General features: G+C 43.7%; 17 protein-coding genes, 3 tRNA genes and 1 pseudogene. 14 read left to right on the top strand and 7 right to left on the bottom strand.

Features of this window, described 5'->3' with window-relative positions; genetic code table 11:
* Nucleotides 1-39: 39 nt before the first annotated feature.
* Nucleotides 40-1341, top strand: a complete 1302-nt coding sequence (serS, locus tag ABXS85_RS06585; protein ID WP_353669242.1) for a serine--tRNA ligase — start codon at nt 40-42, stop codon at nt 1339-1341.
* A gap of 57 nt (nt 1342-1398) precedes the next feature.
* The gene (cobA, locus tag ABXS85_RS06580; protein WP_353669241.1) at nt 1399-2142 is read left to right on the top strand and encodes a uroporphyrinogen-III C-methyltransferase; all 744 of its coding nucleotides are present in this window, start codon (nt 1399-1401) and stop codon (nt 2140-2142) included.
* Nucleotides 2143-2152: 10 nt separating this feature from the next.
* On the opposite strand, the gene ABXS85_RS06575 is transcribed toward cobA, so the two are convergent.
* The 5 genes from ABXS85_RS06575 to ABXS85_RS06555 all read right to left on the bottom strand — a co-directional run bounded on the left by ABXS85_RS06575 (nt 2153) and on the right by ABXS85_RS06555 (nt 4264).
* On the bottom strand, nt 2153-2470 hold the full coding sequence (locus ABXS85_RS06575; protein WP_353669240.1) for a TusE/DsrC/DsvC family sulfur relay protein: 318 nt from the start codon (nt 2468-2470) through the stop codon (nt 2153-2155).
* Between the two features lie 5 nt (nt 2471-2475).
* Nucleotides 2476-2763, bottom strand: a complete 288-nt coding sequence (locus tag ABXS85_RS06570; protein WP_353669239.1) for a DsrH/TusB family sulfur metabolism protein — start codon at nt 2761-2763, stop codon at nt 2476-2478.
* A 2-nt stretch (nt 2764-2765) separates the two neighbouring features.
* Entirely contained in the window at nt 2766-3113 is a 348-nt protein-coding gene (locus tag ABXS85_RS06565) for a DsrE family protein (protein WP_353669238.1), read from the bottom strand.
* A gap of 4 nt (nt 3114-3117) precedes the next feature.
* On the bottom strand, nt 3118-3510 hold the full coding sequence (gene tusD / locus ABXS85_RS06560) for a sulfurtransferase complex subunit TusD (RefSeq protein ID WP_353669237.1): 393 nt from the start codon (nt 3508-3510) through the stop codon (nt 3118-3120).
* Nucleotides 3511-3607: 97 nt separating this feature from the next.
* Complete coding sequence (locus tag ABXS85_RS06555) at nt 3608-4264, bottom strand: Bax inhibitor-1/YccA family protein (RefSeq protein WP_353669236.1); 657 nt, start codon at nt 4262-4264, stop codon at nt 3608-3610.
* 235 nt (nt 4265-4499) lie between these two features.
* Here ABXS85_RS06555 and ABXS85_RS06550 point away from each other — a divergent pair, with 235 nt between their 5' ends.
* From ABXS85_RS06550 to ABXS85_RS06495, 12 genes and pseudogenes are all read left to right on the top strand, one after another.
* The gene (locus tag ABXS85_RS06550; protein WP_353669235.1) at nt 4500-5384 is read left to right on the top strand and encodes a DnaT-like ssDNA-binding domain-containing protein; all 885 of its coding nucleotides are present in this window, start codon (nt 4500-4502) and stop codon (nt 5382-5384) included.
* Nucleotides 5293-6111 (top strand): replication protein P, encoded by an 819-nt coding sequence (locus tag ABXS85_RS06545; protein WP_353669234.1) that lies wholly within the window; start codon nt 5293-5295, stop codon nt 6109-6111. The genes ABXS85_RS06550 and ABXS85_RS06545 overlap by 92 nt, the downstream gene beginning before the upstream one ends.
* Before the next feature lie 135 nt (nt 6112-6246).
* The gene (locus ABXS85_RS06540) at nt 6247-6888 is read left to right on the top strand and encodes a response regulator (protein ID WP_353669233.1); all 642 of its coding nucleotides are present in this window, start codon (nt 6247-6249) and stop codon (nt 6886-6888) included.
* A gap of 15 nt (nt 6889-6903) precedes the next feature.
* Entirely contained in the window at nt 6904-8727 is a 1824-nt protein-coding gene (uvrC, locus tag ABXS85_RS06535; protein ID WP_353669232.1) for an excinuclease ABC subunit UvrC, read from the top strand.
* Between the two features lie 51 nt (nt 8728-8778).
* Entirely contained in the window at nt 8779-9339 is a 561-nt protein-coding gene (pgsA, locus tag ABXS85_RS06530) for a CDP-diacylglycerol--glycerol-3-phosphate 3-phosphatidyltransferase (protein ID WP_353669231.1), read from the top strand.
* A gap of 96 nt (nt 9340-9435) precedes the next feature.
* A tRNA-Gly gene (locus tag ABXS85_RS06525) sits at nt 9436-9510 on the top strand.
* 21 nt (nt 9511-9531) lie between these two features.
* A tRNA-Cys gene (locus ABXS85_RS06520) sits at nt 9532-9605 on the top strand.
* A 9-nt stretch (nt 9606-9614) separates the two neighbouring features.
* Nucleotides 9615-9701 (top strand) — tRNA-Leu (locus ABXS85_RS06515).
* Between the two features lie 248 nt (nt 9702-9949).
* Nucleotides 9950-10204, top strand: coding sequence for a type II toxin-antitoxin system ParD family antitoxin (locus ABXS85_RS06510; protein ID WP_353669230.1), 255 nt, complete (start codon nt 9950-9952; stop codon nt 10202-10204).
* A pseudogene (locus ABXS85_RS06505) lies at nt 10194-10313 on the top strand (type II toxin-antitoxin system RelE/ParE family toxin); the annotation flags it as partial. The gene ABXS85_RS06510 and the pseudogene ABXS85_RS06505, both read left to right, overlap by 11 nt.
* Nucleotides 10314-10408: 95 nt before the next feature.
* Nucleotides 10409-10501: a hypothetical protein gene (locus ABXS85_RS06500; RefSeq protein ID WP_353669760.1), complete on the top strand. Its 93-nt coding sequence runs from the start codon at nt 10409-10411 to the stop codon at nt 10499-10501.
* A 661-nt stretch (nt 10502-11162) separates the two neighbouring features.
* Complete coding sequence (locus ABXS85_RS06495) at nt 11163-11933, top strand: TIM barrel protein (RefSeq protein ID WP_353669229.1); 771 nt, start codon at nt 11163-11165, stop codon at nt 11931-11933.
* Nucleotides 11934-12013: 80 nt separating this feature from the next.
* On the opposite strand, the gene ABXS85_RS06490 is transcribed toward ABXS85_RS06495, so the two are convergent.
* The gene (locus ABXS85_RS06490; RefSeq protein ID WP_353669228.1) at nt 12014-13042 is read right to left on the bottom strand and encodes a LacI family DNA-binding transcriptional regulator; all 1029 of its coding nucleotides are present in this window, start codon (nt 13040-13042) and stop codon (nt 12014-12016) included.
* Between the two features lie 587 nt (nt 13043-13629).
* A complete protein-coding gene (locus tag ABXS85_RS06485; RefSeq protein ID WP_353669227.1) occupies nt 13630-14553 on the bottom strand; it encodes a LysR family transcriptional regulator in 924 nt (307 codons plus the stop codon).
* Nucleotides 14554-14575 lie beyond the last annotated feature (22 nt).

Below are 14575 nucleotides of genomic sequence, written 5' to 3'. Positions count from 1 at the left end.
AAATACATATTGTTGGATACAGAGGATATTGTTGCTGAGATGTTAGATATTAAAGCGTTGCGTGCTGACCCAGAAGCCATTGCGGCTTTATTGAAAAAGAAAGGCTATGAGTTGGATGTGGCGACTTTTTCTTCATTAGAAGAGCGTCGTAAAGCCATTCAAATAGAAACGGAACAGCTGCAACAATCCCGCAACTCAGTATCCAAAGAAATCGGCCAAGCCATGAAGGAGGGCGATAAAGACAAAGCGGCGCAATTAAAAGCCCAAACCGCCACCTTGGGTGATGATTTAAATGCGGCTAAAGAGCAGTTAACCCAGGTGCAATTGGAGTTGGATGCTTTGTTGGAAGGCATTCCAAACATTCCCCATGAATCGGTTCCAGAAGGGGAATCAGAAGACGATAATGTTGAGATTCGTCGTTGGGGTGAGCCTAAGGATTTTGCTTTTGCCGCAAAAGACCATGTGGATCTTGGTGAAGCGTTAGACTTGCTGGATTTTGAAGCCGCAGTAAAAATCACTGGCTCACGTTTTGCCGTGATGCATGCTGATTTGGCACGTTTGCACCGTGCGCTCACTCAATTCATGATGAATACGCACGCCGATGAGCATGGCTATAGTGAAGTGTATGTACCCTATTTGGTCAATGCGGCTTCTTTGAAAGGCACTGGTCAATTACCAAAGTTTGAAGAAGATCTGTTCAAAGTGCCAGTTGATAAAGACAGTGGCAACAGTGATTTCTATTTGATTCCGACGGCGGAAGTACCTGTCACTAACTTGGCCCGTGATGAGATCTTTAATGATGCGGATCTGCATAAAAAGTTTGTTGCTCATACTCCTTGTTTTCGCAGTGAAGCGGGCAGTTATGGTCGTGATACAAGAGGCATGATTCGTCAGCATCAATTCGAAAAAGTGGAATTGGTTCACATCTGTCGTCCAGATCATTCTGCAGAAGTGCTGGAAGAATTGGTTGGTCATGCAGAAAGTATTTTACAGAAACTGGAATTGCCATACCGTACCGTTATTTTGTGTGGCGGTGACCTTGGTTTCTCTGCACACAAGACTTATGACATCGAAGTCTGGTTGCCAGGACAAGGCAAATACCGTGAAATTTCTTCTTGCTCCAATATGTGGGATTTCCAAGCGCGTCGAATGCAAGCGCGCTGGCGTAACCCAGAAACAGGGCGTCCAGAATTGGCCCATACCTTGAATGGTTCTGGTTTGGCGGTGGGTCGAACCTTGGTGGCAGTGTTGGAAAACTATCAAAACGAAGACGGCAGTGTTCGTATTCCTGATGTTTTGGTGCCTTATATGGGCGGCAAAACCCTATTGAATAAAGCGTAATAAAGGTATTGGCAAAGAAAGCCTCCCAGCGAGGCTTTTTTTGTGTGGGTAAAGAGTATGACGGGTAAAGTGTATTTAATTGGCGCAGGTCCAGGCGATCCTGAGCTTTTGACATTGAAAGCATATCGACTGTTAAAGCAGGCCGATGTGGTTTTGTATGATCGTTTAGTCGGGGAAGAAATCATTAATCAAATTCCCGCAAGCGCTGAAAAAATGTATGTGGGTAAGGCCAAGTCGTTACACAGCTTGCCGCAAGAGGATATTAACTCCTTGCTTGCCGCAAAAGCCAAAGAAGGTCATCAAGTGGTGCGTTTAAAAGGCGGTGACCCTTTCATTTTCGGACGTGGCGGTGAAGAGCTAGAAGAATTGATTGAAGAAGGTGTGCCCTTTGAAGTGGTGCCAGGAGTCACAGCCGCAGCGGGTTGTGCGGCCTATGCCGGTATTCCCTTAACACACCGAGATTATGCCCAATCGGTGCGTTTCTTAACTGGACATCTGAAGGATGGTAGCACAGATTTGCCGTGGGAAGAGTTGGTTCATCCTGCTCAAACCTTGGTGATTTATATGGGATTAACCGGCCTCAAAGACATTAGCCAATCCTTGTTGAAGTTTGGTATGTCGCCAAGTATGCCTGTGGCTGTGGTGGAGAAAGGCACCTCAAAGGTGCAGCGTGTGTTCACTTCCACCATTAGTCAAGTGTATCAAGTGGCGACGGATAATGAGGTGAAGTCGCCCGCTTTGCTTATCATAGGTGAAGTGGTGAACTTGCAAGATAAGTTGGCTTGGTACGGCAAGTACTGAGGGCGAAGACTTATAAACAATTAGCGGGTTTGGGAAGACCTGCGATTTTGGCGGCCAGCTTAGGTGGGCTGCCAGGAAATAAGGTCATCAGATAAATACTGCGGCCTTTTTCCTCTCCAAGCTTTTTGCTAACGGCTTTGACCAATGGTCGCATGGCGGGCGAGACTTCAAACTCTTGATAAAAATCTCGTAGCAGGGTGATGATTTCCCAATGCGCAGAGGTTAATTCAATGTCTTCTTGTTTGGCCAAATGATGCGCTAACTCTGGACTCCAATCGTCCAGATTAAGTAGATAACCTTCTTCATCAAGTAAGTTAGTGTCTAACATTCTTGTTACCAGCTGACGTGTTTATTGGCAGAGAAAGTCAATTCAACCCACTCTGTATCTGATAGGGCCTTACCCCATTTGGGCTGAATGCCATAAGCCAACGCATCTTTGTGCAAATAATACAAATGGATAGATTGTGCCGTTAATTTTTGCAACCAGTTCGTATCCATTTGCTGTAAGCGTAAACAGGCTTCTTCAATGAAAATGATGGCATCACCATGACCAAGACTTTGTTGCCAAAGTGATTCAGTATCACCTGGATAAGCTAATTGATTTATCTGATGTAATGTCATGATTAGAACCGATAAATTTGTTGGTATTGGGTGAATAAGTCTTGCCACTCTTGGTCATTTAATAAAATGCTTTGTGGCCAAAACCCTTGCTCATCAGCAGCGTTTTGACTGGCCAGTGCATAGACTTTATCAATGTCATAAAACTCTAGACCATCGAGTAACTTATGCAGGTTTTTACCATCTTGCTTTGTTGGCTTTTGCTGAGAGTGGAGTAATGATAAGGCAGCACCTGATACACAAATAGCCACTTCTTGTTCAAAGGTGGCTAACACGAGAGCCAAATCCAACCCTTCTTTACAGGCTAAGTTAGCGTAAGGACTGGAGGATAGATGTATGAGTGTTTTTGTCATGCCGTTACCTAAATTGAATGACTTTTTCAGAAGTATTCATTAGCTCTACTAAGCTTCCCAAGCCTTCTAATTGAAAGCCATCAGCCAAGGAAAACTGCTCCAGTTGGTAACGATTGGCTTCGCTTTCATTAATCACGCCACGTCGCACAGCCGCAGCAATACAAATATAGAGAGGAAGTTGAAATTGCTGAGCAAGTTCAAGCCACTCTTGATGTAAGTTGATTTCATCTCGCGGTGGTTGAGCTAAAGTATTGCCGATCAGCACAGCGTCTTGATAAAAGAAAACACCGTTAATACTGTCCGCTCTCTGCTCTAGAGCGGCCCTCGCAAAGCGCAAAGCAGAATGACAAGCTTTGGTTTGATAGGGGGAACCCGTGATGAAAAGAGTGTGCTGCATGAAGAATAAACCTAGAGTCCTTAATGGCGTGAATTTTACACATAAAAAAGGCCGCAGTCAGCGGCCTTTCGAAAAACGGCTTATTTCAATGCGAGTCTTAATCGTCGCTCGACATGCCTAGCAAAGACAAGATGCTTAGGAACATGTTGTACAAAGAGACATACAGGTTCACCGTAGCAATGATGTAGTTGGTTTCACCACCACGCACGATTTGACTGGTTTGCAGCAGGATAACCGCGCCTGAGAACAAGGCAAAACCCGCAGAAATGAAGATTTGCAATGCTGGCATTTGCACAAAGAAACCTGCAATCACAGCAAACAATAGAACAAAGAAGCCGACTGTGATAAAGCCATTAAGGAAGCTGAAGTCCTTCTTTGAAACCAGTGCATAAGCAGACAAACCAAGGAAAGAAAGTCCTGTCATGCCCAGTGCGCTCATGATCAAGCTAGCGCCGTTCTGAAGGCTTAAGTATGCGCTTAAAATTGGTCCTAAAGTAAGGCCCATAAAGCCAGTTAAAGCAAATACGCACAATAGACCAGCGGCACTGTTCTGACATTTGTAAGTTAAGAACAATAAGCCATAAAAGCCCACCAAGGTGGGAATCAAACCTAGGTGAGGTAGATTAAATGCCATGCTCAGGCCAGCAGTGAAGGCGCTGAACAATAGGGTTAGCGACAACAATCCGTATGTGTTGCGGAGCGTTTTGTTGGCCGCTTGGGACGAGGTTGTCGAAAGGGCATCTGTGTAACGCATTGGAGTAACTCCTATCAAGTTGATGTTTAACTATGGACTTAATATGCGGGGTAAAGTTCCAAAGTTCAAGTATGAATATGTCTTTTACGCTTTAAAGCTGAACCCGGAGCATATTATCATAAAATAAATTCGCACCTTCCTTAAATACTTTTATATTGTGAATACTTGTGTACTGGTCGTGCTTATGTATTAGGCTTTTGATAAACTAGGTAACCATATTGTTTAAGTGAGTGATATGTTGGAACACGATTATTCCTTACCCATCTCCTTTTCCATGGCTGCGCAAATCGGTTTAGAGGAAACTGTGTTGCTGACTTATTTGCAGCAGCAATGTTATGCGCAAAATACACAAGTATTAAGATTGGATGTGCGAGTGCTGAGCGGCCAGTTGTCTTTTTGGACTGTGCCCATCTTGATGCGTGTGTTGGGCAGTTTGCAATTAGGACAATTACTGAATTTTCAGCGTCAAAACGACATAATTGAAGTGCAATTGACCGGGAATAAAGTCACCGCTTACGCTACTAATCATGATGCCACTTCTCATCATTCAGTTTCACCTAACTCTCCGCAAGCCAGCTATATGAGTCATGACACTCAGGCGGATTCTGTCCATGAAGCCGCTCGTGCTAAAGACGATGCTTTGATGGAAAAAATGGATCGCCTGCATAAAGCCTCAAGGCAAAAGAACGCTGAGTTCACACCGCAAGCCAAAACCTACTCAACACAAACGCCAATAAGGCAATATGATACCAAGCCAATCCCCAATAAAGATCGTCGCGGTGTCACGGATTTTGATTTGTATCTTGAACAGAAGGAAAGAGCGCGTCAGCCAGACCAATGGCAACCAGAAGAAGCGACTTTTGAACAAATTCAACAAGCGGGTATTGCAAGAGAATTCGCGGTTGAATTGCAGACAGAATTTTTATTGCGCATTAAGGAACAGCGCAAAAATGTCAGAACTTGGAACAGTGAATTTTTCAAATACGTAAAACGTCAGTGGCAATATAAACAATCGGATCGGTCTTCATATGAAGGAACCTCAGACAGTTCAACATTTACTAAAACCTCTCGAGAACAGGTTAGCGACGCCCTCAGCAACATCCACGACACAGACTGGTGATTACACCAGCGAGCAGGGAGCAACGCGAGATTCTGGTCCATCGGAAGCGGAGCAACAGACTCGTGTCTTAGTAAATATGCTGTTTGCGCGTTTTAAAGCCATTTATACGCACAAATTTGCTTCGGCTTACAGTACGCCGGATGAGGTTAAACTCGCCAAGCGAGAATGGGCCATAGCGCTAAAAGGCTTTCAAGAGCCCTTATTGGCTTATGCGGTGGAACGCACTAAGGAAACCTATGCTTGGCCGCCAACCATTTCTGAGTTTCTGAAGCTGATTAATACCGCCTACAAAGCCTATGGCTTGATTGATCCGCGTTCTGCTTATTTGCAAGCTTGCGCTTGTCGAGTGGATCCTTTGACTTTTGCTTGGAGTCATCCCGCTGTGTATTTTGCCGCAGCCGATACCGGATGGTATAAGCTGAAATCAGAAGAAGAACGGGTTACTTGGCCTTTGTTTGAACAGGCCTATTTGAAAATGATTGACCGAGTGATTGCTGGTGAACGTTTGCGTGTACCACAAGTGGTAATGATTGAGGATAAGCATACTTTCGATGTGGCAAAGCTGGTCGAACAGATTGCACAAGCATTAAATATGGCGGAAGACGATATTGCGCCACTTTTATATTACACGCAAAAAACATTGGGTTCTGGTATTCGCAAGCGCTACCGCGAGCAAAGCCAGATGAAGTTGGAATCTCTTGGTTATCAGGGCAGTTTGCCTAACTAATTTTACCGAGTTCATTAAAGACTTGGTAACGAAACAAAAATTATGGCTTTGTGTTTATTGACAATTTTCTCGATGCGCGTTGTTATAAGCCTATTGGATTAACGAAACCTGTATTGAAAAATATCTGGGGTAGCTATGTTGAAAGTGTTAATTGTGGATGACCATGATGTGGTCAGCCAAGGAATTAGCCTCGTTTTACAGGACGTTAAAAATGTAGAAGTAGTGGGTGTGGTGCACAGTGGTGAAGAAGCCATTGCGACGTCGCGAGCGACAACACCTGATATTGTCTTAATGGATGTGCATATGCCAGGCATTGGAGGCTTGGGCGCTACCAAAGAAATTAAACGAATTCTTCCGAAAACCAAGGTTATTGCTTTAACCGCTTTGGATGACAACCTTTATCCCGTTAAATTGCTTGAAGCGGGGGCGTCAGGCTATGTTACTAAGGGGACAAATTCCTCAGAGTTACTGGATGCTATTAGCATGGTGGCTAAGGGTGAGCATTATATTTCCAAAGACATAGCGCAGCGTATGGCCTTGTCTAAGTTTTCCATTGATGAGCAAGGTTCTCCCCTGGGCGAATTATCCGATCGTGAACTGCAAGTGGCACAAATGATAGTGGATTGTAAAAAGTCCAGTGAGATTGCCGAGCATTTGAATGTCAGCCCCAAAACGGTCAGTACTTATAAGACTCGCATCTTTACCAAGTTAAACATCGACAGTGATGTGGAATTGATTCATCTGGCCGTGCGATACAGTGTGCTTGGAATGGGTTAGGTCAACGAGGTTGGTTTGAGCCATTCAGAATTTGATGCAAAACACTTTGTCTCTCATTTGACAACGCGCCCAGGCGTGTATCGCATGTATGATGGTCAAGGTGAGCTCTTGTATGTCGGTAAAGCCAAAAACCTTAAAAACCGTGTTGCCAGTTATTTTCGTGCCACCGGCTTAACCACTAAAACCATGGCCTTGGTGAGTCGTATTCACCATATTGAAATTGCCGTTACCAAGAGTGAAACCGAAGCCCTGTTGCTTGAGCAAACCCTGATTAAGCAGCATAGACCACCTTATAACATCTTACTTAGGGATGATAAATCTTACCCCTATATTTTGCTTTCGAGTCATCGGCATCCTGCATTATTGTTTCGTCGTGGTGATAAATCTAAGCAGGGGACATTATTTGGTCCATTCCCAAGTGGCACAGCGGTAAGAGAAAGCCTAAATACCATGCAGAAGGTATTTAAGGTGCGACAATGCGAAGACAGCACCTATGCCAATCGTTCACGTCCTTGTTTGCAATACCAAATTAAGCGTTGTTCTGGTCCCTGTGTCGGCTTAATTAGCGACGAAGAATACGATGCGGATGTGCGTCACGCTAAAATGTTTCTGCAAGGCCGCAATAAAGAACTGACGGCTGAGATTTCGACTCAGATGCATCAAGCGGCTGAAGAAATGGAATTTGAGCGGGCGGCTGAGCTGCGTGACCAAATGATTCAACTCAAGCATATTCAAGAGCAGCAGCATGTTCATGGGCAATCCGGCGAAGCCGATATTTTAGCCTCCATCATTCAGCCTGGTGGTTTGTGTGTGCATGTGATGATGGTGCGTAACGGTAAAGTGGTGGGCAGTAAGAGTCATTATCCCAAAATGCCATTGGAAATATCGGCAGGGGAGTTGTTGTCATCCTTTATTGCGCAGTTTTACTTAGGTGGTGCACAGGAATTGCCCAAAGCCTTGATTCTAAGTCATGAAGTAGAGGACCTTGATGCCTTGGTGGAAGGCATTTTGGAGACCACAGGCAAAAAAATAGAAATTACTGCCAATGTACGTGGCCAAAGGGCGCGCTGGTTAGATTTGGCGAAATTAAATGCCGAGCAAGGCTTACAAGCGCGATTAACCGACAAAAGAAACCACTTTAGCCGTATAACTGCTTTGCAAAAATTGTTAGGCTTTGCAGAACCGCCTGCTCATATGGAATGTTTCGATATTAGTCATTCCAGTGGTGAAGCAACGGTGGCTTCTTGTGTGGTGTTTGGGCCAGAAGGACCAGATAAGAAACGCTACCGCTCATTCAATATTGAAGGGGTGGAAGCGGGTGATGATTATGCCGCCATGAAACAAGCCCTAACGCGTCGTTATAAACGGGTGAAAAGTGGTGAAAACCCCGCGCCAGATGTGCTCTTGATTGACGGTGGTAAAGGGCAATTGAGTCAAGCGGAAGCCGTGTTGGCCGAACTTGGGCTGGTGGATATTTTCCTCTTGGGGGTAGCCAAGGGAGATACGCGTAAGCCCGGTTTAGAAACCTTATACATAGGCTCAAAAGAAGAGGAAGTGGTGTTGCCACCAGATTCAGCAGCATTGCATTTGATTCAACATATTCGTGATGAAGCACACCGTTTTGCGGTGAAGAGTCACCGCCGACGTCGTGATAAAAAACGACGTCATTCAGTACTCGAAGACATTCCTGGTATCGGACCAAATCGACGCAAAGAATTACTGACAGCTTTTGGAGGGTATCAAGAGTTGTTATCTGCCAGTCAGGAAGACATAGCGAAAGTAAAAGGCATTAGTGCTAAAAAAGCGGAAGAAATTTATCTGCATCTACATAAAAGTTAATAACCCTTTGTTTTACTGGGCATCTGTGTCCTCATATAAATTGGATTGAGAATGAACATACCAAACATACTGACGTCTATCCGTATTTTGATGATTCCAGTACTGGCGATTATTTATTATTTGCCTTGGGAAGGGCGTTATTATACCTGTGCCATTATCTTTGCTTTGGCGGCCATTACTGACTGGTTAGACGGCTATTTGGCACGTAAGCTCAATCAGACATCAGCATTCGGTGCTTTCTTTGATCCAGTGGCCGACAAACTTATGGTGTCTATTGCCTTGGTGTTGTTGGTGGCCAGTTACGCCAATCCATTGATGACCCTTGCCAGTGCCGTCATTGTGGGGCGAGAAATTGTCATTTCCGCATTGCGTGAATGGATGGCGGAAATGGGTAAGCGTGCCAGTGTGGCAGTGTCTTATATTGGCAAACTAAAAACGGCCATGCAGATGTTGGCCATCTTTATTCTGCTTGGCTCTCGTCCTGATAGCCCAATTGCGCATTTGGGTGAAGGGGTTTTGATTGCTGCTGCCTTACTTACTCTTTGGTCTATGTATGTTTATTTGAAAGCCGCTTGGCCAGAACTCATGGCGAAGGAATCGAGCGAAAACTAATCAGAATAGAGAAAAGTGTCTAAGTTAGTTATTTATTTAGAAATTTTCCTTGACGTGAAAGCTCAAATACATAGAATAAGCACCGTCTTTTGAGACGCGGGAATAGCTCAGTGGTAGAGCACAACCTTGCCAAGGTTGGGGTCGCGAGTTCGAGCCTCGTTTCCCGCTCCATTTCTTAAGACGTCTGATAAAGGCCGGATGGCAGAGTGGTCATGCAGCGGACTGCAACTCCGTGTACGCCGGTTCGATTCCGACTCCGGCCTCCATATCAGATTGCCCGGGTGGTGAAATTGGTAGACACACAAGACTTAAAATCTTGCGATAGAAATATCGTACCGGTTCGATTCCGGTCCCGGGCACCATTTATGGTGCCTTTTTTATGCCCATATTTTCCTAAAGCCTCCCATCTCTTGCAATATCTAACTTTTAGCGCCTATTAATATTCTTTCTGTTTGCCTTCTTTTCCATTTTTGGTGTTTATCTATTCCAAAGCTCAGCACCATTTTTGAGAATGAATCACAGTGAGTGCACACAAATGGCTTCACCGTCACTCAAAATTGACTAAACTACTAAATATTAGTAGTTTTAATGGAAACGAGAGGTTTTGATTATGGCAACGACCAGCATTGATTTAGGTGAACATTTCACCAATTTTTTATCGGAATTGAAAGAAACAGGCCGCTACCGTAATGCGAGTGAGGCAGTACGTGCAGGCTTACGCTTGTTAGAAGAACAAGAAGCGGAGTACCAAACCAAGCTTGAAACCTTGCGCCAAGCTCTTCGGGCTGGAGAAGAGAGTGGTGAAAGTGCCCTTACGCATGAGCAAATTATTGCTAAAGCCAAAGCAGAGCTAAATGGCGAATAAAACTCACACCTACTCGAAGCTCGCCGAACAAGATTTGATAGATATTTACCTCTATAGTGCTCGCACATGGGGGCAAAAACAAGCAGATAGCTATGATGCAGGGCTTAAACATGCCATCGGCAGGCTTGTCGATTCCCCCGACATAGGCAGAGCCTGTGATGAGATAAAAGTTGTTTCCGTCGATTTGAGCATAAACATCACACTATCTTTTACCGCCAGCGAAAGACTGACATTTTCATTGTGCGTATCTTGCATGAAGCAATGGACATCCGAAGTCGTTTATCCCGCCCCTGTTAACCCCTTATTAAACCTTACACAGTAAGGTGCAGATCAGCTGTGATGAACCATATCACTGGAAAATCACTTCAAAGCAGGCTCTCTTTCCACCCTAAAAAGCACGATCCCAAAGGCGTAACAAAGCCCTTAGCCTTGCCGCAGTGAAGAGGCTGGTAAGGATATGGTGCAAGGATATCGGCCTGCCAGAGAATGACGGCTCTCACACTTTACACAAGGCATAGGGCCATCACTAACGCATACAAAGCCAAGCTGGGCGCTTGTCTACAGCATTGAGATCACTATGGTTATTTTGTCGTTATTGAGCTTTATTGTTACAGAGTTTTTAGCCCTGATGAAAGGCAAGCTTTGGCACCATGTTAAAGGTAGGTTTTTTTAAATTATCTTTTTGATAAAAATAACATCAAAATGATTGACTTGATTTAGGGCAAGATTGCATACTCGACAGCAATCAGCTTGCACCCAGTGTAGCTTGTTACCACTATGACAATAAAAATATGAAAACTAGTCGTAAAAGCGTCAGCTTGTTCATCATTGTGTTTTGGGCAAATTGGTTTTGATAAACCATCACCTGATATGCTGTTTGATCCTCAAGCATCTTTTCATATGAGCGATTGTCACAAGTTTTTTGTACGATGTTAAACGCTTAGAAGAGGTAATACCTATGGAAAAATTCACTCTGTCCTGCTGTTCAGAGACCATGTTCACCGATCTGTCTATTGTAGAAAGGGTGAAAAAGATCTCTGAACTGGGTTTTCTGCCAGAGTTATGGGATTGGACCAATCATGATATAGATGCGTTAGCGGCCACTGGTGTCGAGTTCTCATCCATGACAGGTTACATTGAAGGTGACTTCCTAGAGAACAGTGATCGTTTAATTGCGACCATTCATGAATCGGTTGCAGCAGCAAAGAAATTGGGTGTACCACGTCTTAATTTGCATGGTACAGGCCTTGATAATAAAGGCTTGCCAGTTAATCCACGTCTTCTTGTATCGGGTCGAGACTGGATTAAGGCTTATAAAGTATTGTCTGAAATTGCTGAGATAGGTGCGAAGAACGATGTTATGTTCGTACTGGAAAACCTCAATTTAAAAGTCGATCATCCTGGGACACCTTTCGCAACCGCAGAAGATGTTTTTACCCTAGTATCCGAAGTGAATCATCCAAATTTGAAAATGATGTTGGATTTGTATCACCAGCAAATTGACGAAGGCAACATCCTAGATTCTTTGACTCGCTACTTACCACACATTGGTGAGATTCAAATTGCCGATGTGCCAGGTCGTCAAGAGCCAGGTACTGGGGAGATGAATTACCCAGCCATCGCTCAGCATTTGCGCAAAATTGGCTATCAGGGCGTAATTGGTTTTGAAGGTTTCCCATCCAGTGATTCTGCTTTAGCATTAGAACGCTTTGAAAAAGCCTTTAATTAGGGATAAATGAAGTAAAAAAGCTCGCATTTGCGAGCTTTTTTATTGATTTTGATTTTTCTATTCTGGTTTATCTTGGAAGATTAAGGGATAAAGCCAATGTTTTCTTTGGTGATTATGGTTGGGAAAGGGGTTTTTATTGTTAGCGTTTCACCAGTGCGCAAATAATGTCCTAACAGTGTCACCGCATTGTGGACGTTTTCTTCTAAGTTCTGATCAATAATGATGTCTATGGTATCTTCCAATAATAGGTTTTTGGTTACCTTGTTTAGCTCATGGGCAATAAAGACGATGTCATGATCCAAGCCTTTTTCGCGCAATGCTTTGGCAATACCGGCATTACCACCAGAGGTATTATAGATGCCCAGTGGTATGCTATTGGTATCGACTTCTCTGCAAATGGCGATATAACTGTCTTCATCTGAATCGTTATTTTTGATGGCTTCGCGAATTCTAAGATTCGGAAACTTATTGCGCAACACGCTACGAAAGCCCAATTCACGTTCATATTGTGTGGTGTAGGTGGCACTCATCACCAGCAAAATATCTCCTTGCATCTTGTTTAGGTAATGTCCCATCAAGGTGCCTGCTGTACGACCAGCGCTGATTTGATTAGTGCCAGCGTGAGACAGTCGTGTGCAGTTATTTAAGTCAGAAGTTAAGGTGACCACTGGCGTGCCTTGTTCAACCAGCTTATTAATAGTGGAGACAATTTGCGGTAATTCACGGGATAAAACAATTAAGCCATCAAACTGTTCAGCATATTGTTTGAGTTGTTGTAGGAAGTGGCTTAGATCGAAGTCTACTATAGCAAGACATTCCAGTTGTATCTTTTGTTCTGCAAAATGTATTTTGGCATGCTCAATGGTTTGCGATAGGGCCTCGATAAAAGTCGCCCCCGATTCAATGATGACGCCCAGTTTGAGTTCTTTTTGCGAGATTGGGTGGTGGGTGTGTTGTTGCGCCAGCTCCTCAATGACGGCCAATACCTTCTCTTTAGTGTGTGGGCTAACTTTTGCTCGCTTAGTGATAACACGATCTACCGTGGCGATGCTTACCCCTGCCTTATTGGCGACTTCTTTTAAAGTGGCTTTTTTGAGTATGGAATTCATTATGCCTCTGGAAATTAATCAACTGGCTGCTACCAATAACAACAGGTTAGCGCCTAACTATGGCATTGAGCCTATTCGATTTTGAGATAGTAAGCTACTGTTTGCTTTTTAACTTGCCTGTCTAGTATCCAATAAAAGAAAGCTTGAAATCAAATTTGATATGTTTTTATCATAAATGAAAAGCAATGCGTTAATTTTTTATCAAAATGATGTTGATCTTAATGACTTTTTCGCTCTAGTATTCGTTTGTGATCGCAATGGTCACTTCTTCACAGGGTTTGGAATAAAAATAATAAATAAATTGAAACCAATATTGGTTTTAAGAGGAGAGTGACACTATGAATCTACTAAAAACTTATGCTTTTGCTGGTACTTTCAGTTTTGCCGCAACGAATACGGCGTCTCATATCTCATATTAGCAACTTTCTATTTCACCGTGATATTGAACAAGATCCATCTTAGACAGACATTTTTAGCCATTTTGCTCAAGATATTGGCCTTTTCCTGCAAGGTTCAATGTCTACCCTAGCCGAGCTTACTTTTAAAGAAAGCTTCGGTTTTTTGACCGCCAGTAATGGCGGTTTTTTTTATGGTTTAATGGGCAAGGCAAGTTCTTCAAAAACGTCAGTTGCTATGTTTTTAAATGAGGTAAAAGCAGCTTGGTCTTTTAACGACTCAATACACCATAAGTACAAGTCTCTTGAAACCGCTTGAATTCCCTCTAATTGAATTTCTTTGATAGCAAAGGCTTCTTTAATTACTGTAACAGGGAAGTGTGGAAGAGCGGCTAGATAGCGCCCAGAAGCCAGCATTTTTATGAGCATATAAGCATCGTTGCGAAATACCGCCTTGGTTCTTGCCCCGTGAATGCCGTAGGAAGAGAGCATTTCTGTGGTTTGTTGCTCGAAATATGAGGCAATGCCTAAACTTAACCAATCGAGTGACATAAAGTCTTCAATTTGGATGTTTTTTCTTGAGGCGAGGGGATGTTGTTGACCACAAAAAATACCGATTTTGTCTTGTTTGATCAGTTCATGATGAAGGCTGCTGGTGTTTCGATCAGAAGATTGCGGGGCAATCACAATATCAAATTGATCATCCAATAAGCCCTCAATGGCTATGGAAGGGTTTAAGCAGGTGATGGTTAGGGAAACCTCTGGGTGTTGTTCTATCATTCGATCAATGATCTTGGGTAACACTCCCATTCCTAGCAGCGAGCCTGAAGCAATGCGAAGATTTTGTTTTATGCCTAATTTAAAGCGGGAGACTTGTTCGTTTGCTGCGTTAAGTCGTCGACTAATAGCGCGACCTTCTCTGGCTAAAGACTCACCAACCACAGTGCTGGTAACACCAAAACGACTACGAGTGAAAAGCTGCGTGCCAGCTTGCATTTCTAAGGTGGCCATAGCTCGGGTTAAAGTAGGTTGAGCGACATTCAGAAATTCGGCCGCCGCACTGATCGAACCTTTGTCCAAAATGGTTGATAAATAAATAAGGTGCTTAGATTCCATATTGTTAGTCTCTTTCGCTTCA

It is taken from the genome of Marinomonas sp. THO17 (assembly GCF_040436405.1).
GTDB lineage: Bacteria > Pseudomonadota > Gammaproteobacteria > Pseudomonadales > Marinomonadaceae > Marinomonas.
The sequence above is the reverse complement of the archived record's forward strand: the minus strand, read 5'-3'. Positions and strand labels throughout refer to the sequence as shown.

Excerpts from the sequence above, each read along its gene's own strand:
- serS (WP_353669242.1), top strand. The coding sequence starts at position 40 with ATGTTAGATATTAAAGCGTTGCGTGCTGACCCAGAAGCCATTGCGGCT.
- cobA (WP_353669241.1), top strand. The coding sequence starts at position 1,399 with ATGACGGGTAAAGTGTATTTAATTGGCGCAGGTCCAGGCGATCCTGAG.
- ABXS85_RS06575 (WP_353669240.1), bottom strand. The coding sequence starts at position 2,470 with ATGTTAGACACTAACTTACTTGATGAAGAAGGTTATCTACTTAATCTG.
- ABXS85_RS06570 (WP_353669239.1), bottom strand. The coding sequence starts at position 2,763 with ATGACATTACATCAGATAAATCAATTAGCTTATCCAGGTGATACTGAA.
- ABXS85_RS06565 (WP_353669238.1), bottom strand. The coding sequence starts at position 3,113 with ATGACAAAAACACTCATACATCTATCCTCCAGTCCTTACGCTAACTTA.
- tusD (WP_353669237.1), bottom strand. The coding sequence starts at position 3,510 with ATGCAGCACACTCTTTTCATCACGGGTTCCCCCTATCAAACCAAAGCT.
- ABXS85_RS06555 (WP_353669236.1), bottom strand. The coding sequence starts at position 4,264 with ATGCGTTACACAGATGCCCTTTCGACAACCTCGTCCCAAGCGGCCAAC.
- ABXS85_RS06550 (WP_353669235.1), top strand. The coding sequence starts at position 4,500 with ATGTTGGAACACGATTATTCCTTACCCATCTCCTTTTCCATGGCTGCG.
- ABXS85_RS06545 (WP_353669234.1), top strand. The coding sequence starts at position 5,293 with ATGAAGGAACCTCAGACAGTTCAACATTTACTAAAACCTCTCGAGAAC.
- ABXS85_RS06540 (WP_353669233.1), top strand. The coding sequence starts at position 6,247 with ATGTTGAAAGTGTTAATTGTGGATGACCATGATGTGGTCAGCCAAGGA.
- pgsA (WP_353669231.1), top strand. The coding sequence starts at position 8,779 with ATGAACATACCAAACATACTGACGTCTATCCGTATTTTGATGATTCCA.
- ABXS85_RS06510 (WP_353669230.1), top strand. The coding sequence starts at position 9,950 with ATGGCAACGACCAGCATTGATTTAGGTGAACATTTCACCAATTTTTTA.
- ABXS85_RS06495 (WP_353669229.1), top strand. The coding sequence starts at position 11,163 with ATGGAAAAATTCACTCTGTCCTGCTGTTCAGAGACCATGTTCACCGAT.
- ABXS85_RS06490 (WP_353669228.1), bottom strand. The coding sequence starts at position 13,042 with ATGAATTCCATACTCAAAAAAGCCACTTTAAAAGAAGTCGCCAATAAG.
- ABXS85_RS06485 (WP_353669227.1), bottom strand. The coding sequence starts at position 14,553 with ATGGAATCTAAGCACCTTATTTATTTATCAACCATTTTGGACAAAGGT.